The 22,151-nt window shown below is 70.8% G+C and carries 19 protein-coding genes and 2 tRNA genes; 3 read left to right on the top strand and 18 right to left on the bottom strand.

Features of this window, described 5'->3' with window-relative positions; all coding sequences use genetic code 11:
* Positions 1-3: 3 nt before the first annotated feature.
* The 6 genes from D7D94_RS10695 to D7D94_RS10670 form a co-directional block, all read right to left on the bottom strand.
* Complete coding sequence (locus D7D94_RS10695) at positions 4-1,488, bottom strand: threonine/serine exporter family protein (protein WP_156242590.1); 1,485 nt, start codon at positions 1,486-1,488, stop codon at positions 4-6.
* A gap of 138 nt (positions 1,489-1,626) precedes the next feature.
* The gene (locus tag D7D94_RS10690) at positions 1,627-2,502 is read right to left on the bottom strand and encodes a hypothetical protein (RefSeq protein ID WP_156242589.1); all 876 of its coding nucleotides are present in this window, start codon (positions 2,500-2,502) and stop codon (positions 1,627-1,629) included.
* Positions 2,499-3,176 carry a response regulator transcription factor gene (locus D7D94_RS10685; RefSeq protein ID WP_156242588.1) on the bottom strand — a complete coding sequence of 226 codons (678 nt, stop codon included), beginning with the start codon at positions 3,174-3,176 and terminating at the stop codon, positions 2,499-2,501. The genes D7D94_RS10690 and D7D94_RS10685 overlap by 4 nt, the downstream gene beginning before the upstream one ends.
* Positions 3,164-4,426, bottom strand: coding sequence for a sensor histidine kinase (locus D7D94_RS10680; protein WP_156242587.1), 1,263 nt, complete (start codon positions 4,424-4,426; stop codon positions 3,164-3,166). The genes D7D94_RS10685 and D7D94_RS10680 overlap by 13 nt, the downstream gene beginning before the upstream one ends.
* 161 nt (positions 4,427-4,587) lie before the next feature.
* Entirely contained in the window at positions 4,588-5,598 is a 1,011-nt protein-coding gene (locus tag D7D94_RS10675) for a sugar phosphate isomerase/epimerase family protein (protein WP_156242586.1), read from the bottom strand.
* A complete protein-coding gene (locus D7D94_RS10670) occupies positions 5,595-6,794 on the bottom strand; it encodes a Gfo/Idh/MocA family protein (protein ID WP_156242585.1) in 1,200 nt (399 codons plus the stop codon). Before D7D94_RS10670 ends, D7D94_RS10675 begins: the two co-directional genes overlap by 4 nt.
* 107 nt (positions 6,795-6,901) lie before the next feature.
* On the opposite strand from D7D94_RS10670, the gene D7D94_RS10665 reads away from it, so the two are divergent.
* Positions 6,902-7,903: a LacI family DNA-binding transcriptional regulator gene (locus tag D7D94_RS10665; RefSeq protein ID WP_156242584.1), complete on the top strand. Its 1,002-nt coding sequence runs from the start codon at positions 6,902-6,904 to the stop codon at positions 7,901-7,903.
* Between the two features lie 69 nt (positions 7,904-7,972).
* Positions 7,973-8,233: a hypothetical protein gene (locus D7D94_RS10660; RefSeq protein ID WP_156242583.1), complete on the top strand. Its 261-nt coding sequence runs from the start codon at positions 7,973-7,975 to the stop codon at positions 8,231-8,233.
* Positions 8,234-8,293: 60 nt separating this feature from the next.
* Here the strand turns inward: D7D94_RS10660 and D7D94_RS10655 are convergent.
* From D7D94_RS10655 to aztB, 6 genes are all read right to left on the bottom strand, one after another.
* A tRNA-Ala gene (locus D7D94_RS10655) sits at positions 8,294-8,366 on the bottom strand.
* A gap of 14 nt (positions 8,367-8,380) precedes the next feature.
* Positions 8,381-8,454 (bottom strand) — tRNA-Ile (locus tag D7D94_RS10650).
* Positions 8,455-8,573: 119 nt separating this feature from the next.
* On the bottom strand, positions 8,574-9,797 hold the full coding sequence (gene aztD, locus D7D94_RS10645; RefSeq protein WP_156242582.1) for a zinc metallochaperone AztD: 1,224 nt from the start codon (positions 9,795-9,797) through the stop codon (positions 8,574-8,576).
* 22 nt (positions 9,798-9,819) lie between these two features.
* A complete protein-coding gene (gene aztC, locus D7D94_RS10640) occupies positions 9,820-10,728 on the bottom strand; it encodes a zinc ABC transporter substrate-binding protein AztC (RefSeq protein WP_156242581.1) in 909 nt (302 codons plus the stop codon).
* The gene (locus D7D94_RS10635) at positions 10,725-11,969 is read right to left on the bottom strand and encodes an ABC transporter (protein WP_156242580.1); all 1,245 of its coding nucleotides are present in this window, start codon (positions 11,967-11,969) and stop codon (positions 10,725-10,727) included. The genes aztC and D7D94_RS10635 overlap by 4 nt, the downstream gene beginning before the upstream one ends.
* Before the next feature lie 17 nt (positions 11,970-11,986).
* The gene (gene aztB, locus D7D94_RS10630) at positions 11,987-12,874 is read right to left on the bottom strand and encodes a zinc ABC transporter permease AztB (RefSeq protein ID WP_156242579.1); all 888 of its coding nucleotides are present in this window, start codon (positions 12,872-12,874) and stop codon (positions 11,987-11,989) included.
* Positions 12,875-12,929: 55 nt separating this feature from the next.
* Between aztB and aztA the strand changes: the two genes are divergently transcribed.
* Entirely contained in the window at positions 12,930-13,586 is a 657-nt protein-coding gene (gene aztA, locus D7D94_RS10625; protein WP_246171773.1) for a zinc ABC transporter ATP-binding protein AztA, read from the top strand.
* A 10-nt stretch (positions 13,587-13,596) separates the two neighbouring features.
* Here aztA and D7D94_RS10620 read toward each other — a convergent pair whose 3' ends face one another.
* The 6 genes from D7D94_RS10620 to dnaN all read right to left on the bottom strand — a co-directional run bounded on the left by D7D94_RS10620 (position 13,597) and on the right by dnaN (position 21,820).
* Entirely contained in the window at positions 13,597-14,001 is a 405-nt protein-coding gene (locus D7D94_RS10620; RefSeq protein ID WP_156242577.1) for a DUF3566 domain-containing protein, read from the bottom strand.
* Positions 13,998-16,550 (bottom strand): DNA gyrase subunit A, encoded by a 2,553-nt coding sequence (gene gyrA / locus D7D94_RS10615; RefSeq protein WP_156242576.1) that lies wholly within the window; start codon positions 16,548-16,550, stop codon positions 13,998-14,000. Before gyrA ends, D7D94_RS10620 begins: the two co-directional genes overlap by 4 nt.
* Before the next feature lie 108 nt (positions 16,551-16,658).
* The gene (gene gyrB, locus D7D94_RS10610) at positions 16,659-18,731 is read right to left on the bottom strand and encodes a DNA topoisomerase (ATP-hydrolyzing) subunit B (RefSeq protein WP_156242575.1); all 2,073 of its coding nucleotides are present in this window, start codon (positions 18,729-18,731) and stop codon (positions 16,659-16,661) included.
* Between the two features lie 123 nt (positions 18,732-18,854).
* Complete coding sequence (locus tag D7D94_RS10605) at positions 18,855-19,340, bottom strand: DciA family protein (protein ID WP_156242574.1); 486 nt, start codon at positions 19,338-19,340, stop codon at positions 18,855-18,857.
* Positions 19,333-20,514 carry a DNA replication/repair protein RecF gene (recF, locus tag D7D94_RS10600; protein ID WP_156242573.1) on the bottom strand — a complete coding sequence of 394 codons (1,182 nt, stop codon included), beginning with the start codon at positions 20,512-20,514 and terminating at the stop codon, positions 19,333-19,335. Before recF ends, D7D94_RS10605 begins: the two co-directional genes overlap by 8 nt.
* Positions 20,515-20,674: 160 nt before the next feature.
* Positions 20,675-21,820: a DNA polymerase III subunit beta gene (gene dnaN, locus D7D94_RS10595; RefSeq protein WP_156242572.1), complete on the bottom strand. Its 1,146-nt coding sequence runs from the start codon at positions 21,818-21,820 to the stop codon at positions 20,675-20,677.
* Positions 21,821-22,151: the final 331 nt, after the last annotated feature.

The raw sequence follows: 22,151 nt of genomic DNA, 5'->3' as shown, positions 1-22,151 counted from the left end.
AGCCTACTGACCCGGAGCAGCGGCCCCCGGCTCACCCTCCTCGCGGCGCGGCACCGCGACGATGCGCCCCGCCCCCGCGGCGGCGCGCGGCCGCGCGGTCGTCCGGACGCGCATGCGGACGCCGTCGAGCGAGGCGCGCAGGGGCGATCCGATGAAGAGGCCCAGCGTCGCGCCCGCGGCGAGGGCGATGCCGATCATCCCGGCGGTCACGAGGGCCTGGGCGGCGACGATGAGCCGCCCGGTGTCGTCCCCCGCCTCGACGAACCCGAGGAGCCCGCGGAAGACGGCCGAGCCGGGCACCAGCGGCACGATCGCGGCGGTCGTGACAGCGACGGATGGCACGCGCAGGCGGTAGGCGATGAAGGCTCCGAAGAGGCTGGCGGCGAAGGCGCCGACGAAACTCGAGGCGGCGGCGTCGATCCCCGCCGTGGACGGGATCGCGTACCCGATCCAGCCGATGGCGGCGAGCACCACGCTCACCACGACGATGCGCAGCCCCGCGCCGTTCACGACCGCGACGGTGACGGCGACGAGGATGGCCCCGATGATCTGACCCGGGAAGGATCCGAGCGGGAGCGCCTCCGCTGGCAGCTGCAGCCCGACGCCCAGCGCGCTCGCGAGCTGCAGGCCGACCACGATCCCGAGCACCACGCCCAGGGTCTGCAGGGTGAGCTCGAGGATGCGCCCGCCCGCGGTGAGCGCGAAGCCGTCGATGGCGTCCTGCGCGGCGCCCACCACCGCGAGGCCGGCGAGCATGAGGACGATCCCCGACGACACGACGATGGTCGGTCGCACGTCGGTGAAGGGCTCCACGCCCATCTGCGCGAGCACGGCCGTGATCACCGTCGCGATGGTCAGGACGAAGGCGCCGGAGATCTGCGTGAAGAACATCGGCACGCGCAGCTTCGCGAGCCCCGCCTGCGATCCGGCGACGCCGAGCGCGGCGAGGAACGTCACGACGAGGACGATCCACGACGCCCCGAACATCACCCCGACGCCGACGGCGAGCATGGCCTGCGCGAAGATGACGACCCCGGGTCGATAGAGGAACGGCGTGCGGCGGATCTCGCGGAAGCGCGTCCGCGCCTCCCGGAGGTCCAGGCCCTCCTCAATGTCGGTGACGAGCGCCTGCAGCCGCTGGAGCTTCGCGTGGTCGGGCACGGCCGACCGGACGACCTGCATGAGGGTGACGGGATGGCCGTCGCCGCCGCGATGATCGGAGACCGTCACCGAGTTGTACGTCACGTTGACGTGAACGCTCTTCAGGCCGTAGGCGCCGGTGATGCGGAGCGCGGCGAGCACGACCTCCTTGGCCGATGCGCCGACCGACAGCATCACCTCGCACACGCGCATCGCGAGGTCGATGATCCGCACGACCATGGCGTCGTCGATGACCGTGAGCATCTCGGTCGGCGCCGCGTGGGAGGAGTCGCTCCAGAGCGCTCTGCGCACGCTCTCCATGACGCGGCGGTGACGATCCTGGGCCATGGCATCCATCCTCCGGCACGCCCCCGCCGAACGCGAAAAGCGAGCGGCGGGGGCGTGCGGATGGTCCGAACGGCATGCAATGAGGGGGTGGATGCCGCTCTCGGAATATGAGCCGGAGCGGCGTTTCGCCCCGCTCGCTCAGCGCCCGCCGGGGCGCAGGGTGGCGTCGCCGGCGGCGAGCTCCACCTGGATGCGGTGCGGCGACGCCGATGAGACGTCGAGCTGGTTGTCGAGGTCGCCGGCGGCGACGTCGGACGTCACCGCGTACTCGACGTCGGGCAGCGCGAGGTCGAGCGAGCCCGCGCTGACGTCCACCGAGACCTCGGTCGGGGCTTCGTCGCGCATCACCGCGTCGACGCGACCGGCGGCGATGGAGAAGTCGGCGCGCTCGACCCCCGCGAGCGTCACCTCGGCCTGCCCGGCGCTGAGGTCGAGGTCGAGGGAGCGGGCGGCTCCCTCGAGGCTCAGGTACCCCGCGCCGACATCGGCCTGCACGTCGCCGAAGGTCCCCTCCGCCGTGAGGCTGCCGCCCCCCAGCGAGAGGTCGGCGTCGAGCGATGCGTCGCGGAGCCCCTCGGGCAGCGTCAGCACGGCCGTGTCCTCGCCGTCGCCGAACCAGTCGCCGAACGACCATCCTCCGAAGAGCCCGCCACGTCGGTCGACGATCAGCTCGCCGCCGCGACGCGACAGCGACCATCCGCCGCCCGCGCCCGCGGTGACCTCGAGCACCGCCTCGTCGACGTCGGCGTAGGCGACGGAGAAGGACGACGCCGATGCGTCGACGGAGAGGGCCTGGACGCCGCGGGCATCCGCGGTGAGCAGTTCGTCGCCTGCGGCGGCGCCGCGAGCGGCGGAGACCCCGGCGCCGACGGCGGCCCCGAGAAGCGCCACACCGCCGATCACCGAGACGACGATGGCGACCGTCTTGCCGCCGGACGGAGGGGCGGATGGCCGTTCCGGCGCCGGCGGACGGGCCGCGGTCTCGAACGGCGGCGGGGTGGTGGGGGTGCTCATCGTGTCGCTCCTGTCTGGGGCGTTCCGCCCGTGTTCTCGATGTGGGCGAGGGCCGCGAGGACGCGGCGGTTGCCCGATTCGCCCGGCTCGAGGCCGAGCTTCTGGAAGATGGCGGTCACGTACTTCTCGACGCTCGCCTCGGAGACGAAGAGCACGCCGGCGATCGCTTGGTTCGACTTGCCCTCCGCGATGAGCGCGAGCGTCGCGCGCTCGCGCTCCGTGAGCCGGGCCATCCGCTCGTCGCGGGTGCGGCGGCTCAGCAGCTGCGCGACCACCTCGGGGTCCAGCACGGTCGCGCCCTGGGCGATCCGCGACACGGACTCGAGGAAGTCCGCCACATCGGCGACGCGGTCCTTGAGCAGGTAGCCGATCGCCGCGCCGTGCGCGCTGATGAGCTCGCTCGCGTACCGCTCCTCGACGTACTGCGACAGCACGAGGACGGGGAGCTCGCGGTGCGCGGCGCGGACGGCGATCGCCGCGCGGATGCCCTCGTCGGTGAACGTGGGCGGCAGGCGGACGTCGAGGATGCACAGCTCGGGCACCGACGCCGCGACCGCCCCGAGCAGCTCCTCTGCGTCGGGCAGAGCCGCGACGACTTCGTGGCCGGCGTCTTCGAGGAGGCGGACGAGGCCCTCACGGAGGAGGACGGAATCCTCGCAGATCAGGATGCGCACGGGACGCTCACCTCCAGGGCGGTGGGGCCGCCGTTCGGGCTGTCGAGGCGGACGGCGCCGCCAGCCGACAGGATGCGGTTCGAGATGCCGTCGAGGCCGCCGCCGGGGAGCACGCGGGCCCCGCCGATGCCGTTGTCCTCGACGCGCGCCCACAGCACGCCGTCGTCGCGGCGCCGCACCGTGACGCGGCACTCGGCTGCCCGCGAGTGCTTGGCGGCGTTGGTGAGCGACTCGGCGATCGCGAAGTACACCGCGGCCTCCGCCTCGCGGCTGCAGCGGCCCTCCATGCGCACATCGAGGTGCACGGGGATGTGCGAGCGCCCCGCGAGGGCCGACAGCGCGGCGTCGAGGCCGCGGTCGTCGAGCACCGAGGCGTGGATGCCGCGGGCGAGCTGCCGCAGCTCGGTGATGGCGGCCTTCGTCGACGTGTGCGCCTCCTCGATGAGCGAGCGGGCGGCATCGGGGTCGCTGTCGATCTTCTGCTGAGCGAGGCCGAGCGTCATGCCGACCGAGACCAGGCGCGGCTGGACGCCGTCGTGGAGGTCGCGCTCGATGCGCGTGCGCTCCACCTCGGAGGCGCGGACCGCACCGGCTCGCTGCGCATCGGAGGTGCGGGCCTGGGCGGCGAGCTGCTCCTCCTGCGACGGCACGAGGATGGCTCGGCTCAGCACGCCGTGGAGCAGCGCGAGCCCGATGATGCCGGCCGCCGACACCACCGCACCGAGGATGCCCACGGGGATGGCCCACGCGGTCGCGATCTCGAGGCCGAAGACCGTCCGCACGGTCTCGGCGCCGGCGAGCGGCGCGAAGCACGTCACGATCGACGCGACGAGGGCGCGGAGCAGCGTGAGGACGAGCGCGCCGAAGAACGTCGCGATCGCGAGGTTGGCGAGCGCCCGCCACATGCGCGGGTCGACGGCCTGGCGCAGCAGGGTGCGCAGGTAGCCGCCGAAGCCGGGGCCGACGCGCGGCCGCCAGGTGAGAGCGGGGAGCCCGAAGCCGTACAGGCCGTCGACCCGGGCTGTCTCGAGCCATGCGACGCCGTAGAGCAGGTAGACGAGGCCGACGAGGAGGAGGAGGCCGATCCCGATGACCGGGACCAGGCCGATCCCGACGCCGAGCAGCGTGAGGAGCACCGTGAACGCGACGGCGCCGAGGAAGGCGAGTGCCGCGAGATGCGCGACGGCGCCCGCGACGCGCAGGAGCGTCGACGTCCGAGCGGTCGTCGCGGGGGCGAGCTGTGTGGTCATGCCTCCACGCTATGGCGGCGCCCCCTCGGGCGCCGCCGAGTCAGCCGGAGACCTTCTTTCGGGTTTTCCATAACCCGTCGTCGTCACACGCGCACGGCCATCCGCTCGCCCCGCGCGCGAGTGCGAGCGAGCGGATGGCCGTGCTGCTCAGGCGAGCCGGCTCAGGCGAGCGACTCCTGCAGGGCGCGGTCGGCGTCGCGCAGGACCTTCGCGGCGACCTCGAGGCCCTCGATGCGGCCGAGCTCGACGTCCTCGTGCTCGATGTTCACGCGCATCTCGGGGTCGACCTCGTGCAGGGCGCGGAGGAACTCCGTCCAATACGCCGTGTCGTGGCCCTTGCCGAGTGCGACGAAGTCCCAGGCCGCCGGCTTCGGCCACTCGTTCGCCCACTCGTCGCCACCGAGGTTGGTGCGCGGCTCCGAGGGGTCGAGGCGGCGGAAGCCGTTGTCGAGCACGCCGTAGAGCTTCGCCGTCTCGGGGTTCACGCGCACGTCCTTGGCCGCGGCGTGGAAGACGAGCTCGCCGAGCTCGCGGACGACCGCGACGGGGTCCATCTGCTGCCAGAACAGGTGCGACGCGTCGAGCTCGACGCCGACGTGCGTGGCGCCGGTGAGTTCGACGAGCTTGCGGACGTCGCGGGTGTTGAAGACGATGTTCTGAGGGTGCAGCTCGAGCGCGACCTTCACGCCGTGATCGGCCGCGAGGCGGTCGGTCTCACGCCAGAAGTCCGCCGCGACACCCCACTGGTAGTCGAGCACGTCGAGCGCGGCGGAGTTCCACGCGTTGACGATCCAGTTCGGGTACTTCGCCGTCGCGTCCGAGCCGGGCAGGCCCGACATCGTCACGAGACGCGTCTGGCCCAGGCGCTCGGCGAGGCGGATGGAGCGGCGGATGTCCTCTGCGTGCTTCTCGCGGATCTCCTGCTTCGCGTGCAGCGGGTTGCCGTTGGCGTTGAGGCCGGCGATCTCGACCCCGGTGCCCTCGAAGAGGCCGAGGAAGTCATCGCGCGCGGCATCCGAGACGAGGATGTCGTCGAACGTCGGGATGTGCACCGCCGGCAGGAAGCCGCCGGAGTTCAGCTCGATGCCCGTGAGACCCAGGTCGGCGACGACCTTCAGGGCCTCGGGCAGCGAGCGGTCGTGCAGGATCGCGTTGTAGACGCCGAGCTTCATGCGAACACCTCCGTAGTGACGTCGACGGCCTCGCCGCGACGGGATGCGGACTCCGCGACCGCGCCGAGGAGGCGCATGTTGTGCACGCCCTCGTCGAACGTCGCGCAGCGGGGAAGAGAGGATTCCGCCGGGAGTCCGGCGACCTCCTCGAGGAAGGCGCGTGCCTGGTAGACGAAGCCCTCGTTCTGGCCGAAGCCGACCGTGGTGGCATCCATCGCCAGGCCGCCGCGGATGTAGGGGTGCTCGGGGCCGAGCAGCACGCGGCGGAACCCGCGCTGGGCCGTCGGGCCCTCGTTCAGCATGAGGCCGATCTCGGTCGGGTTGCGGAAGTCGAACGTGGCGGATCCGTTCTCGCAGAACACCTCGAGGAAGAGCGAGTTCGCGTGGCCGGCGGCGACGCGGGAGACCTCGATCGCGCCGGCACCGCCATCCGCGAAGTCGAACGAGAACGCGGCGTAGTCGTCGTTCTCGACCGTGTCGAGCTCGTCGGAGACCGCGCCGTGCTCGTGGCCGATGACGGCGCCGAGGGGCTTCGGACGCTGGGAGATGACGGTGGCGAACCGTCCGCCGGAGACCTCGCGGATGTCGCCGCCGATGAACTCGGCGATATAGCCGAGGTGGCTGCCCACGTCGGCGAGGGCGCCCGAGCCGGGGGCGCCCTTGAAGCGCCAGCTGATCGGGATGTGCGCGTCGGCGGCGTAGTCCGTCCAGTAGCGGCCGCTGAAGTGCAGCACGCGGCCGAGAACGCCCGACTGCACGAGGTCGCGGATGTAGGCGATGCCGGGCGAGCGGCGGTAGGTGAAGCCGATGCGCGCGATGCTCGAGGCCGAGCGCGCGGCATCGGCCATGGCGATCGCGTCGTCGAGGCTGTCGCTTAGCGGCTTCTCGCACAGCACGTGCTTGCCGGCGGCGAGGAGCCCTTCGACGATCTCGCGGTGCAGGTGGTTGGCGACGACGACGCTCACGACGTCGATGTCGTCGGCCTCGGCGATCGCCTGCCACGAGGTGTCGTTCCGCTCGTAGCCGAAGCGGCGCGCGGCCAGGCTGCCGAACTCGGCGTTCACATCGCCGATCGACACGAGGCGGATAGGCGGCAGGGTGCTGTCGTAGACGGTCGGCGCCGTGCGGTACGCGGCGGCGTGGGCGCGCCCCGCCATGCCGGCGCCGATGACGGCGACTCCCAGCGATTCGGGCATCGGATCTCTCCTTCGAGGATGGGGGGTGGCGTCCGTTGGAGCGGTACAACGGGTAGACTAGGTCACGACTTAATGTCCTGTCAAAGACTTTCGCAAGGGGGTGTCGGATGGCCGGTGCCGGCAGACCGACGATCTACGACGTCGCCGTGCGGGCGGGCGTCTCGAAGTCGCTCGTCTCCCTCGTGCTGCGCGGGTCACCCAAGGTGGGTGACGAGAGCCGCGCGGCCATCCACGCGGCGATCGAGGAGCTCGGGTATCGCCCGAGCCGCGCCGCGACGGCGCTCGCCGGCGTGCGCACGCGCAACATCGGCCTCGTGATCGACGACTTCCGCAACCTCTGGTTCGTCGACCTGCTCGACGGCATGCGCGACGTGCTCGACGAGCGCGGATTCCAGGTGAGTGTGGCCGATCTGCGACGCGACAGCCACGCCGTGGACGGCTTCGTCGCCACGCACGCCGAGGCGATCGTCATCGCCGCCGAGCCCGACGCCGCCGCCGCGCGCGTCCCCGTGCCCGTCGCCCTGGTGGGAGGGCGCGCACAGGGAGTGCCGGGTGCCGACACCGTCGCGAACGACGACGCGGAGGGGGCAGCCCTCGCGACGCGGCACCTCCTCGATCTCGGGCATCGGCGCATCGGGCACCTCACGGGCGCTGGCGGCTCGGCCACGCTGCGCCGCGACGCCTTCGTAGCCACCGCGCGCGAGGCGGGCCTCGAGCCGCTCGTCGCGGGCGGGCAGGACGAGACGACGGAGGAGGGCGGCTTCCAGGCCGCACGGCGCCTGCTCACCGACCACCCCGATGTCACCGGGGTCTTCGCCGCCAACGACGTCATGGCGCTGGGCGCCGCCGCCGCGCTCCGCGAGCACGGGCACCGCATTCCCGAAGACGTCTCCCTCGTCGGCTACGACGACTCCCCTCTCGCCAACAGCCGCTACCTCTCCTTCACGACCGTCGACGACCGCAGCCGCGAGGTGGGTGCCGCAGCCGCTCGCGCCGTTCTCACTCGCATCGACGACGCGTCGGCCGAGCCGCAGCACGTGCTCATCCCGCCGACCCTCATCGAGCGCGGAACCACGGCCCCGCCCCGAGGCCGACGTTCAGGAGAATAGAACGCAGCACCGAGACAATGTCGGGGTATCCGCGTACGCTTCTAGAACATTGGTTCTCGGAGGTTCGTCATGCGCATCGCACCCGCTCCCGTCCCCGTCGCCGTCTGGGCGGACCCGGCCGGCTGTCCGCAGCGCCTCGTGCTCGACGGCGAGCGCTGGCGGGTGGTGGACCGCCCCACCGCTCTCGGCTCGGCACCCCGCGTCGACGGCCGCCCGGCCGGGGACGGCTGGCGTGCCACCATCCGGCGGGCGAGCGACGGTGTGACGGAGGTCGCGGATCTCGCCGTCGACGACGCCGGACGGTGGCTCGTGATCCACCGCTGGCGGTGAGCCGCGGGTCGTCCAGCCCGGATACGAGGAAAGGCCGCCCGCGGGCGGCCTTTCGAACTGTGGAGCCTAGGAGATTCGAACTCCTGACATCTTGCTTGCAAAGCAAGCGCTCTACCAACTGAGCTAAGGCCCCGCGAGGAGATGGAGTGGGGCTACCAGGACTTGAACCTGGGACCTCTTCATTATCAGTGAAGCGCTCTAACCGCCTGAGCTATAGCCCCGTCTCATCGAGAACCGAAGTTCTCAACCTGCAAGAGCATACCGGAACCGCTCCCCCTGCGCCAATCGAGGCGGTCCGCCCGGGGGTGTCGCAGATCCGACACCCCCGGACGTCACGCGGTCAGCCCAGCGCGATGGCGAGCTCGTTCGGCGCTGCGTCGAGCTCAGCGGACGCCACGGTCTCCCCCGTCGTCAGGTCGACGGCGTGCACGGCGTTCGCCGCGGGCTCGGTGACGTACGCGATGTCGCCCGACACCTTGATGGCCGGGTGCGGGTCCTGCCACTCCGCCGGGCCCTCCCACGGAGCGACGACCTCGAAGGCGTCGGTCAGCCCGCCCGTCTCGGGATCCAGGACGTGGATGCGCCCGTCCGTCGCGAGGATGTACGCGAGGTCCTCCGGTCCGCGCGCGACGTCGCGGTAGGTGAACTGCACGTCGTCCGGCAGATCGACGACCTCGTAGGTGACGGCCTCCGTGTCGACGAGCGTGAGCGCGTTCAGCAGGTAGCCCTCCGCGTCGGGGTCGCTCTTGTAGTCGCCGACGACGATCGGGCTCGTCTCGGAGACGTACGCGTTGCCCATCCGGCCGTAGTCGTCGGGCGCGGTGAGCTTCGTGAAGGCGCCGTCCTGGAAGAGCAGGGCGCCGTCCTCGCAGCCGAAGATGACGGCCTCGCCGGCCGCCGTGCCCTCGCCGTGGATGCCGGGGCACTGGTCGCTCGAGGCGGCCTCGTCCCAGTGATCGTCATGCGCGTGCAGGGCGACGGCGCCGGTGCGCGCGGTCTCGTCGCCCACCGTCGTGACGAGCGTGCCGTCGTCGAGGACGATCGAGACCCCGTGATGCGCGGCGTCCGCGACGTAGGTCTCGCTCTCGGGCAGGCCGTCGTACCCGCCGCCGAACGCGTCGGTGTCGAGGATGGTCGTGGTGCCGGTGCCGTCGTCGAACAGGACCGTCTTCCCCTCGTGGATGACCACGTGCCCCGGCGTCGTCGCGTCGAAGACGAGGTCGGTCAGCGCGGGCTCTGCGGTGTCGAGCACCTGGAAGCCCTGCGAGGTCGTGACCACGACCGTGCGCCCGTCGCCGAAGGGGTTGAGGCGCGTGAACTCCTCGGTCTCGAAGCGGTCCACGACCTCCAGCGTCTCGCCGTCCAGCACGGCGAGACCGTTCTCGTACGCGACGGCCAGTCGCCCCTCCGCCGCAGCGCCCTCGGTCGTGCTCTCCGGCGCGGCCTCGGGCGCCGCCTCTGCAGCGGACTCGGGTGCGCTCTCGGACGTGCTCGCGCACGCCGTCGCCAGCAGCGACACTCCCGCGACCGCGAGCGCGGCCATCCATCTCGTCTGTCGTCTCATGCTCTTCCTTTCGATCCGGCCTTCAGTCCTTGAGGCCCTGGGTGATGCGCTCGGTGTTCGCGCGCATCATGGTGAGGTAGGTGTCGGCGCCGCCGCCGGGTTCCGTCAGCGACTCCGTGAAGAGGACGTCGACATCCACGTCGATGCCGACCTCGTCGGCAAGCACTTGCACGAGGCGATCCGGCTGCGACGACTCGGCGAAGATCGTGGAGACGCCGGCGTCTTCGATGGCCGTGGCGAGATCGCGCAGGTCCGCCGCGCTCGGGGCGGCGAGCGTCGTGCCGCCCGGGATCACCGCGCCGACGACGCGGAAGTCGAAGCGGTCGGCGAGATACCCGAACACGTGGTGGTTGGTGACGAGCGCGCGCCGGTCCGCGTCGATCTCCGCGAAGGCGGCCGTCATCTCCTCGTCGAGCCGCTGCAGCTCGCCGACATAGGCGTCCGCATGTCGGCGGATGGCCTCGGCATCGATCCCGGGGATCGTCGCGATCTCGCCCTCGAGGGCTGCCACCACCTGCACCATCCGCTGCGGGTCGGTCCAGAAGTGCGGATCCGGTGCGCCGTCGGCGTCGCGGTACGCCAGTACGTCGATCGCGTCGCCGGCGGCGAGCATCCGCGCGCCGTCGGCGGCCGCGCGGTCGAGGTGCTGCTGCAGCCCCTCTTCGAGGCCCAGGCCGTTCGACACGACGAGTTCCGCATCGCCGAGAGTGGCGGCCTCCTGCGCGGAGACCTCGAACGAGTGCGGGTCCGCGTTCCGCTTCATGAGCGTGATCACCTCCGCCTCGTCTCCGACGAGGTTCTCCACGACGTCGCCGAGGATGTTGGTGGTGACGACGATCTCCGGGGCTTCGGACGACGAGGGCGCGCACCCGCCCAGCGCCAGCGCTCCTGCGAGCGTGACGAGCGCGGCGACGGCGGGCATCCGCCTCATCGCCCGACCTCCGCGAGGAAGGCGGGCTCCGTCGGCGTCTCGAGCGTGCGGGCGATCCGGGCGCCGTCGGCGTACGCGATCTCGTAGGCCACGCCCTCCGTCGGTGCGCTGAGGTACGCGCGCTGCGCGTCGACCGTCAGCGAGACGCCCGTCAGCGCGTCGGCGTCGAGCGTCTCGGGCAGCAGCGGCTCGGTGACGGCCACCTCCTCGCCCGTCCCGGCCAGCAGCACGCGCACCCGCCCCTCGGTGTCCAGGGCGACGACGTGCCCGTCCGCATCGTCCACGGCCGCGACCCGCAGCAGCGGCGCGTCGGTCTCGACGAGCGTCCACTCCCGCTCACGGGTGTCGAGCAGCCAGAGCCCGGCATCTCCCGCGATGGCGGCGACGGTCGGCCGCCCCTTCCGGCCGTCGAACCCGATGGCACGCTCGGCCGTGGCGTCGGCGGGGTACGGGATCCGCTCGAAGACGGGCTCGCCGCGGTCCATCGTCGCCAGCACTGCGCCGTCCGCGCAGCCCACGACGAGTCCCACGCGGGTCGTGATCGAGCCCTGTGCGTCCACGCACTCCGTCGTGCTCGGCGTGACTGCGCCGTCCGCCTCGTGGAACCGCAGCATGCCGCCGTCCTCCCCCGGTGCGCTCACGAGCGCGCCACCGCCCAGCGGCGCCGCCACTCCCTCGGGGGCACCCGTCTCGATGCGGAACAGCTCGTCGATCCGCCCGTCGCCGAGCGCGGCGTTGTCGAGCAGCACGGCCTGGCCGCTTCCGGAGAGGAAGATGCCCGTGGCCCCCGCCGTCGAGAGCAGCCCCGTCGACACGGTCGCCGGACCGGCGCCGTCGACGGTGCCGACGGTCCGTGGCTCCGCCCGGTAGTAGTGGAAGTGGTCGACGTGATCCCAGGTCCAGGCGCCGCTGTCGACGATCTCGACGCCGGCATCGGTCGTGACGAAGAGGTAGCGTCCGTCGGACGCCAGCGCCTCGGGCGCACCGACCCGCGCGATCTCGGCCGTGGTGCCATCCAGCAGGTCGAGGGCGCCGAGCGCGCCGGACTCGTCGACCGACACCAGCTGCAGCGGCGGCTCGGCGACCTCGGCCGCGCCCGCGATCTCGCCGTGTCCGGCGGCCGCGGACGGAGCCGCGGAGGTCGAGGGCCCCGCGACCGGGTCGATTGTCGCGCAGGCGGGCGTGATGAGCAGGATGGCGGTGGCCGCGGCGAGGCGGACGGGACGGCTTCGAGGGGACATGCGTTCCTTTCGGGAGGTCAACGTGGGGCGCCCGCGCGAGCGGCCGGGGCCATCCGCTCGGCCGGAGCGTGCGAAGCCCCCGCGGATCGGATCCGCGTGAGCGCAGCCGACGTGGTCGCGGAGAGGGCGGCGAGCAGGATGGCCGTGCCGGCGACGGATGCGCCGGCGGCCGTGCCGGCGTTCCACGACAGCAGCAGGCCGAGGAGGACGGCGAGGACGCCGAAGGCGCTGGCGAGCGCCATGATCGCGGGGATCCTGGCCGTCCAGGGCCTCGCGGCGACGGCGGGAGCGAGCAGCAGTCCGACGACGAGGAGCGAGCCCACGGCCTGGTACGACGCGACCACGGCCAGCGTCACGAGCCCGACCAGCGCGAGCTGCGCGCGGCGCGGTCGGAGTCCGAGCGTGTGCGCGATGCGTCGGTCGAAGGCCGAGGCGACGAAGGCGCGGTGGAAGACGGCGGCCACGACGAGCGTCACGACGAGCGCCCCGGCCATCACCGCGAGGTCGCCCTCGTCGACGGCGAGGATGTCGCCGAAGAGCATAACGGTGGCGTCGGTGGCGAAGCTGCGCGAGTGGGAGACGACGATCACCCCGAGCGAGAGCATCCCGACGAACAGCAGCCCGATGCTCGTGTCGTACGACAGTCGACCGCGTCGCTGCAGTGCGCCGATCGCCGCGCTCATGGCGACCGCGCTGACAGCGGCGCCGGCGAGCGCGGGGAGACCGAGCACGGTGGCGAGAGCCACGCCGGGAAGCATGCCGTGCCCGATCGCCTCGCCGAGGAAGGCCATCCCGCGGATGACGACCCAGGTGCCGACGATGCCGCAGATGACCGCGACGAGCGCGCCGCCGCCGAGGGCGCGCAGGACGAACGCGGTGGTGAGGGGGTCGATGAGCCAGGACACGAGCGCCGAGCCTAGCGTCAAACGAGAATGATTATCAATTGCTAGACTGGGGCGGGTGTCCCCTGCACCCGTTCTCATCGCCCGATCGCTGTGCTTCGCCTACGGCGACCGAGACGCTCTGCACGATGTCGACGTCGCGCTCGTGCCCGGCGAGGTCGTGGCCATCGCCGGCCCGAACGGCTCCGGCAAGTCGACGCTCGTCGAGCTGCTCGCCGGGGTGATCGCACCTCGGGCCGGGGAGGTCGTCCGCGAAGGGGATCTCGCCCTGGTCGTCCAGCGCGTCGAGGCGCCCGACGCGCTCCCCCTCACCGTGCGCGACGTCGTCGCGATGGGCACCTGGGCGGGCGGGCGCCGCTCTCACCGCGCCGCGGTCGACGAGGCGATCGCCCGGGTGGAGCTCACGGGGCTCGAGACCCGCCCCCTCGCGGAGCTCTCCGGCGGCCAGCGTCAGCGCGCGCTGCTCGCGCAGGGCATCGTGCGGCGTCCGGCCATCCTGCTTCTCGACGAACCCGCCGCGGGACTGGACGGGCGCAGTCGCGACCGGACCCGCGCCATCCTCGCCGAGGAGGCCGCACGGGGCGCCGCCGTCGCATGCGTCACCCACGACGACGCGTCCATCGCGGTCGCCGACCGCGTCATCCGCCTGGAGGGCGGACGCCCGGTGCCCGAGAACGACGCAGCGCCCCGGCCGGTGAGCCGGGGCGCTGCGTGAAGGGGTGCGATCAGCTCGAGGTGAAGCCCACGAGCAGGCCGCCGGTGATCTTCACGGCGAGGTTGTAGATGCCGGCGACGACGGCGCCGAGCACCGTCACGACGATGAGGTTGAGGATGGCCACCACGGCGGCGAACGCCATCACCTGGGGCAGCCCGAGGAACGACGACAGCGACAGCTCGCCGTCGGAGAACATCGTGAAGAACTCGTCGGCCTGGCCGATGAGCCCGGTCGTCTGCACGACCATGTAGATGAGGAAGAACGACACGATCGTCACGACGGCCAGCGCCACGGCCGCCAGGAACGACAGCTTCACGGCCGACCAGAAGTCGATGTAGACCAGGCGCAGCCGCACCTGCTTGGCGCTGGTCTTATGCGCCTGCTTCTGGGCGAGCTTGTCCGCTACGGTGCTCATGCGTCAGTCGTTCCTTCGGAGATGTCGGTTGCCGGGGCTGCCTCTTCGGGCTCCTCCCCGATCTCCTCGCTGATCCGCCGCTCGGCATTGCGAGCGATCGCGAGGATCCGGTCGTTCTTGTCGGGCCGTGCGAAGACGACTCCCATGGTGTCGCGCCCCTTGGCGGGCACCTCGGCCACGGCAGAGCGTACCACCTTGCCCTTTTCGAGAACCACGAGGACCTCGTCATCCGCCTGGACGATGAGTCCGCCCGCGAGCACGCCGCGATCGTCGTTGAGCTTGGCGACCTTGATGCCGAGACCGCCGCGCCCCTGCACGCGGTACTCGTCCACGGCCGTCCGCTTGGCGTAGCCCCCGTCGGTGACGACGAAGACGTACGAGTCCGGCCAGACCAGCGACGCCGACAGCAGGTCGTCGTCCTCGCGGAACGACATGCCCTTCACACCGCTCGTCGAGCGGCCCATCGGACGCAGCGCCTCGTCGGTCGCCGAGAAGCGCAGCGACATGCCGCGGTGGCTGATGAGGAGGATGTCGTCGTCGGCGTTCGCGGTGAGCGCGCTCACGAGCTCGTCGCCCTCGCGCAGGTTGATCGCGATGATGCCGCCCTGACGGTTCGAGTCGTACTCGGTCAGGCGCGTCTTCTTCACGAGGCCGGTGCGCGTGGCGAGCACGAGGTACTCGGCGTCGTCGTACGACTTCAGCTCGATGACCTGGGCGATCTGCTCGTCGGGCTGCAGCGCGAGGAGGTTCGCCACGTGCAGGCCCTTGGCGTCGCGGCCGGCCTCCGGCACCTCGTACGTCTTGGTGCGGTAGACGCGGCCCTTCGTCGTGAAGAAGAGCAGCCAGTGGTGCGTCGTGGTCACGAAGAAGTGCTCGACGACGTCGTCCGCGCGCAGCTGCGCGCCCTTCACGCCCTTGCCGCCGCGGTGCTGCGAGCGGTAGTTGTCGCTGCGGGTGCGCTTGATGTAGCCCTCGCGCGTGATGGTGACGACCATCTCCTCCTCGGCGATGAGGTCTTCGATGGACACGTCGCCGTCGAAGCCGTGGAGGATGTGCGTGCGCCGCTCGTCGCCGAAGCGGTCGACGATCTCGGTGAGCTCGGTGCGCACGATGGCGCGCTGTCGCAGCTCGTCGGCGATGATCGCGCGGAACTCCGCGATCTGCGCCTCGAGCTCGTTCGCCTCGTCGATGATCTTCTGACGCTCGAGCGCCGCGAGACGGCGGAGCTGCATCGAGAGGATGGCGTCGGCCTGGATGTCGTCGATCTCCAGCAGGTCCTTCAGACCCTCGCGCGCATCGTCGACGGTCGGCGAGCGGCGGATGAGCGCGATCACCTCGTCGAGGGCGTCGAGCGCCTTGAGGTAGCCGCGCAGGATGTGCATCCGCTCCTCCGCCTTGCGCAGGCGGAAGCGGGTGCGGCGCACGATGACGTCGAGCTGGTGCGTGATCCAGTACTGGATGAAGCCGTCGAGCGGCAGCGTGCGCGGCACGCCGTCGACGATGGCGAGCATGTTCGCGCCGAAGTTCGTCTGCAGCTCGGTGTGCTTGTAGAGGTTGTTCAGCACGACCTTGGCGACGGCGTCGCGCTTGAGCACGACGACGAGGCGCTGGCCGGTGCGGCCCGAGGTCTCGTCGCGGATGTCGGCGATGCCGGTGACCTTGCCCTCGCGGGCGAGCTCGCCGATCTTCACGGCGAGGTTGTCCGGGTTCACCTGGTACGGCAGCTCGGTGATGACCAGGCACGTGCGGCCCTGGATCTCCTCGATCTCCACGACCGCGCGCATCGTGATCGAGCCGCGGCCGGTGCGGTACGCCTCGTGGATGCCCTTGCTGCCGAGGATCTGCGCGCCGGTGGGGAAGTCCGGTCCCGGGATCCGCTGCATCAGGCCGCCCAGCAGCTCCTCGCGCGGCAGGTCGGGGTGGTCGAGCGCCCAGAGCGCGCCGTCGGCCACCTCGCGCAGGTTGTGCGGCGGGATGTTCGTGGCCATGCCGACCGCGATGCCGACCGAGCCGTTGACGAGCAGGTTCGGGAACCGGGCCGGCAGGACCGTGGGCTCCTGCGTCTCGCCGTCGTAGTTGTCCTGGAAGTCGACGGTCTCCTGCTCGATGTCGCGCACCATCTCGAGGGCGAGCGCGGCCATCTTCGTCTCGGTGTACCGCGGTGCCGCAGCGCCCTGATTGCCGGGCGAGCCGAAGTTGCCCTGACCGAGCGCGAGCGGGTAGCGCAGCGACCACGGCTGGACCAGACGCACGAGGGCGTCGTAGATCGCGGTGTCGCCGTGCGGGTGGTACTGACCCATCACCTCGCCGACGACGCGCGCGCACTTCGAGAACTTCTTGTCGGGACGGTAGCCGCCGTCGTACATCGCGTAGACGACGCGACGGTGCACGGGCTTCAGCCCGTCGCGCACGTCGGGCAGCGCGCGACCGACGATCACGCTCATCGCGTAGTCGAGGTAGCTGCGCTGCATCTCCGACTGCAGGTCGACCTGGTCGATCCGGCCGTGGTTGTGCGCGTCGTCGATGTCGGGGCGGACTTCGTCAGTCATCTTCTCTTCATCTCACTTGTGCGGTCGCGTCGAGGACGTCTGGTCACCGCGTTTCGGCTCGCTTCGCTCGCTCAACGACCGGGGGCGGCTCGCTGCGCTCGCGGAGTACTAGATGTCCAGGAAGCGGACGTCCTTCGCATTGCGCTGGATGAACCCGCGGCGGGACTCGACGTCCTCCCCCATCAGCACGGAGAAGATCTCATCGGCCGCGGCCGCGTCGTCGATGGTCACCTGACGCAGGGTGCGCGTCTCCGGGTTCATGGTGGTGTCCCACAGCTCGGAGTCGTTCATCTCGCCGAGACCCTTGTACCGCTGGATGCCGGCGTCCTTGGGGATGCGCTTGCCCGCCGCGGCGCCCTCCTTGAGCAGCGCGTCGCGCTCGCGGTCGCTGTAGACGTACTCGTGCGGCGCGTTCGACCACTTGAGGCGGTAGAGCGGCGGCATCGCGAGGTACACGTAGCCGGCCTCGATGAGACCGCGCATGTAGCGGAAGAGCAGCGTCAGCAGCAGCGTGGTGATGTGCTGGCCGTCGACATCGGCATCCGTCATCAGGACGATCTTGTGATACCGCGCCTTGGCGAGGTCGAACTCCGGCCCGATGCCCGTGCCGAAGGCCTGGATCATCGCCTGGACCTCGCGGTTGCCCAGCGCCTTGTCGATGCGCGCGCGCTCGACGTTGAGGATCTTGCCGCGGAGGGCGAGGATCGCCTGCGTGCGCGGGTCGCGCCCGCCCACGGCAGAGCCGCCGGCGGAGTCTCCCTCGACGAGGAACACCTCGCTGATCGAGGGGTCCTTCGACGTGCAGTCCTTCAGCTTGTCGGGCATCGCGGCGGACTCGAACACGCTCTTCCGGCGAGCGGTCTCACGGGCCTTGCGCGCGGCCATCCGCGCCGACGCGGCGTCGATCGCCTTGCGGATGACGTTCTTCGCCTGCTGCGGGTTGCGCTCGAACCAGTCGGCGAGCTGGTCGTTCACGACCTTCTGCACGAACGCCTTGGCCTCGGTGTTGCCGAGCTTCGTCTTCGTCTGACCCTCGAACTGCGGCTCGGAGAGCTTGACGGAGATGACGGCGGTCAGGCCCTCGCGGACGTCGTCGCCGGTGAGGTTGTCGTCCTTGTCCTTGAGGATGCCGTTCGCCCGCGCGTACCGGTTCACGAGCGAGGTGAGCGCCGCGCGGAAGCCCTCCTCGTGCGTGCCGCCCTCGTGGGTGTTGATCATGTTCGCGTAGGTGAAGACGTTCTCGGTGTAGCTCGTCGTCCACTGCATCGCGATCTCGACGGCCATCCGGCCGTCGGGCTGCTCCTGCTCGAGCACGACGATGTCCTCGTTCACGCGCTCGGCCTTGCGCACCTTGTTGAGGTACTCGACGTAGTCGACGAGGCCGCGCTCGTAGTGGAAGACGTTGTGGCGCTTGACGATCTCGGTCGATCCGTCGGCGGTCTCGACCTCCTCCGCCGACGACTCGCGCTCGTCGGTCAGCTCGATGCGGAGGCCCTTGTTGAGGAACGCCGTCTGCTGGAAGCGAGTGCGGAGCGTCTCGTAGTCGAACTCGACGCCCTCGACGAAGATCTCGGCGTCGGGCCAGAACGTGATCGTCGTCCCGGTCTGCTCCGTCTCCTCCCCCTGCTCGATGGGAGCCATCGGCACGCCGCCGTTCGAGAACGACTGGCGCCAGACGTAGCCGTCGCGCATGACGACCGCGTCCAGTCGCGTGGAGAGCGCGTTCACCACCGACGAGCCGACGCCGTGGAGACCGCCGGAGACGGCGTATCCGCCGCCGCCGAACTTGCCGCCCGCGTGCAGGACCGTCAGCACGACCTCGAGGGTCGACTTGCCCTCGGTCTTGTGCATCCCGACGGGGATGCCGCGGCCGTTGTCGACGACGCGCAGGCCGCCATCCGCGAGCAGGGTCACGGCGATGGTGTCGCAGTACCCGGCGAGCGCCTCATCGACGGAGTTGTCGACGATCTCGTACACGAGGTGGTGCAGACCGCGGGGTCCCGTCGAGCCGATGTACATGCCCGGGCGCTTGCGCACGGCCTCCAGTCCTTCGAGGACCTGGATGGCATCCGCGCCGTACTCGTTCTCGACCTTCCGGGGGGCCGGTGCGGCGTCGCCCCTCTCGTCGTCCCGACCGTCGTCGATCGGCTCGGACTCGTTCTGAGGGGTTTCGCTCGTCATAGGAAGAAGTGCTCCACATCTGGGATCGGCAGCCTTCCCATTCTATCGTGCGCGGCGCCTCGACGCCCCCTCCACAGGCCCTTCTGCCGGGAGAAAATCGGCGGGCCTAGGATCCGACCCGTCCTAGCCGTAGGTATCGCGCGGGCCGCGCCCTGGAACGCGCCTGATGCCGTGATTCCAGGAGGGCACGTCGGGCCCGAAGAAGCGGATCTCGGTGACCCCCGCCTCGGGATACAGCTGGATCACCCGCGTGAGGAAGTGCGAGCGCATCATGTGCATCTGCTTGCTGCGGGGGGTGGAATCGCATCGCACCACCACCACGCCGCGCGAGAACGTCTCGATGTGGGAGTGCGCGGCGTTCTCGGCGCCGGCGATCTCCTCCCAGTTGAGAGCGAGGTCCTCCCGCTGCAGGTGCGGCTCCCACCCGCTCGAGCGCGTGAGCACATCGATCGCCTCGCCCAGCGGCTTCGGATCGCGTCCCGGCGCGAACGGCGCGTTCTCGTCGTCGTCATCGACGACGCGCCGCTTCTTCTTGTACCGCTTGCTCGGCTCGAGGCCCCGCAGGCGCAGGTACGTGGCGATCGTCTCGGGAACCTCCGGCTCAGCCATCCGTCGCCTCCGGCGTCAGCGGATGGTCGGAGAGCGGCCCGAGGACGGCGCCGGCCTCGATGCGGACGGCGTTCGCCCGAAGCGGCGCCGGGACGTCGGCGGCCACCGCGGCGGTCACGAGCACCTGCTCGAAGTCGGCCACCACGTCGGCGAGACGTCGGCGGCGATCGGCGTCGAGCTCGGCGAAGACGTCGTCGAGAATGAGGATCGGGTCGCCGCCCTGCGACTCCGCGCGAAGGAGCCCGGCCGAGGCCAGGCGCAGGGCGAGAGCCACCGACCAGGACTCGCCGTGCGACGCGTACCCCTTCACGGGGAGCCCGCGCACGGTGAGGAGGAGGTCGTCGCGGTGCGGCCCGACGAGGCTCAGACCGCGCTCGAGCTCCTGCGAACGACGGGCCGCGAGCGCCGAGCGGAAGAGCTCGGGCGTCGAGCCGCCCTCGCCCGCCGGCAGCTCCTCGCCCTCCTCGGGGTCGGCGCCGCGCACCGACAGCACCCAGCTGAGCTCGGGGCGGTGATCCTCGCCCGCGACGCCGGCGTAGGCCTGCGCGACCGGGTCGGCGAGGTCCTGCGCGAGGCGGACACGGGCGTCGATGAGCTCGGACCCGAGGGCGACGAGCTTGTCGTCCCAGACATCGAGCGTCGTGAGCTGGCCGCCCTTCATCCCCCGTGCTCGAGCCGACTTCAGCAGCGCCGTGCGCTGCCGGAGGGTGCGGTCGTAGTCGGCGATGACCCCGGCCATCCGCGGGGTGCGCTGAATGAGGAGCTGATCGGCGAACCGCCGCCGCTGGGACGGGTCGCCGCGCACGATCTGCAGATCCTCGGGCGCGAACAGCACGGCCTGCGCATAGCGCGGCAGCTCCGATGTGCGCACGGGCGAACCGCTGACGCGCGCCCGGTTGGAGCCCTGCTTGTTGATCTGCAGCTCGAGGGTGACCCGGCGCTGACCGTGGGCGAGACGCGCGCGCACGAAGGCGGCATCCTTGCCCTCCCGGACGAGCGGGGCATCCGACGAGACCCGGTGCGAGCCGAGCGTCGCGAGGTAGGCGATGGCCTCGGCGAGGTTCGTCTTCCCCTGGCCGTTGCGCCCCACGAGCACGTTGGGCCCGGGCTGCAGCGCGAGTTCCGCGTGGGCGTAGTTGCGGAAGTCGACGAGGCTGAGGTGCTCGACGATCATCGAATCACCCTCTCATCGACGTCTGACGTTGCCCCGGTCGTCCGCGCCAGTCCGCGAAACGATGTCGTCTCACCGAACGCACACGCTCTGCCGCCGAAATCCGTGTCGCCTCGATGAGACGACATCGTCTGGCGGGTGGGCGCGGGCGGAGAACCCGCGCTCAGCGCAGCAGGAGGTTCGGCTGCAGCAGGTACTTGAACGAGTCCTGGCCGGCCTGATCCACCGAGGTCTGGCTCGTGATGAGGATCGGGCTGAGCTTGTTCGCGTTGTCGCTCGACGTGAACGTGACGCGCACGAACTCGCTCTTCACCGCGCCGAGCGCCTCGAGGAGGTACTGCGGGTTCAGACCGAGCGTGACCTCGTCGCCGCCGGTGAGGTGCGCGTCCACCGACTCGGAGGCGCGCGCCTGCTCGCCGCCCGAGGCGTCCATCGTCACCTGCGAGGTCGAGAACGTGAAGCGCAGCGGCGCCGAGCGGTCGAGCACCAGCGAGACACGGCGGACGGCCTCGGCCAGGTCGGCCGTGCTGACGACCGCGTAGTGCTCGGTCTGCGCGGGGAAGAGGCGGCGCACGGGCGGGAAGTTGCCCTTGATGAGCAGCGACGTGACGGTCTTGTTGCCCGCGGTGAACGCGATGATCTCGCGGTCGCCCGAGCCGGAGAAGGCGATGGAGATGTTCCCGCCGTGCGAGAACGTCTTGCCGACCTCCTGAAGCGTGCGGGCGGGAACGAGCGCTGCGGCCTGCTGCTCGCTGCCATCCCACTGGATGTCGCGCACCGCGACGCGATAGCGGTCGGTGGCGACGAGGCTGAGACCGAGACCCGAGACCTCGAGCTGCACGCCCGTGAGCACCGGGGTGACGTCGTCACGTGAGGCGGCGAACGCGACCTGCGAGATCGCGGTCGCGAAGTCGTCGCCGGGGACGAGACCGGATTCGCCGGTGACCTCGGGGATCGCGGGGTACTCCTCGACCGGCATCGACGCGAGCGCGAAGCTGGCGGAGCCGCAGGTGAGAGAGATGTTGCCGTCGTCCTCGGTGGAGATCTGAATCGGCTGGTTGGGAAGCCGGCTGGCGATGTCGGAGAGCAGGCGCCCGTGGACGAGGATCGTGCCGGGCTCGTCGACCGTGGCCTCGATCGTCGTGCGTGCGGAAGCCTCGTAGTCGAAGGCTGAGAGCGCGAGGTTCCCGTCCTCGGTCGCCTCGATGAGGACGCCGGCGAGGATCGGCTGGGGGTTCCGCTGGGGCAGCAGCTTGACGACGAACGAGACGGCCTCGCTGAACACGTCGCGGTTCACGTGGAACTTCACGGGTCGCTCCCCTCGGATGACGAAACGGGCGCAGACCGCCCACGGGTCTCCCATGCTAGTGCCCCGGGTGTCGCGGTCCGTCGAGAAGGTCATCGGAGCCCCTTCAGAGAAAGAGATCTCTTAACCGTGTTAACCGCTGTGGAGAGTGTGGATAACTCTGTGGATGCGAGACGGGAGTAGGGAACGACATGTGTGTGAGTTGTGGATGACGTGAGGACGCTCCGTGGAGACGGAGAAGGGCGCCGACCTCGCTGTCACAGGCCGCTCCACATCGAGAGGGCGTGTCCTACACAGCTTCCGAGGCGTGTCTCCCCAGTTATCCACAGGAGTT

The sequence above is a fragment of the Microbacterium oryzae genome (assembly GCF_009735645.1).
GTDB lineage: Bacteria > Actinomycetota > Actinomycetes > Actinomycetales > Microbacteriaceae > Microbacterium > Microbacterium oryzae.
The sequence above is the reverse complement of the archived record's forward strand: the minus strand, read 5'-3'. Positions and strand labels throughout refer to the sequence as shown.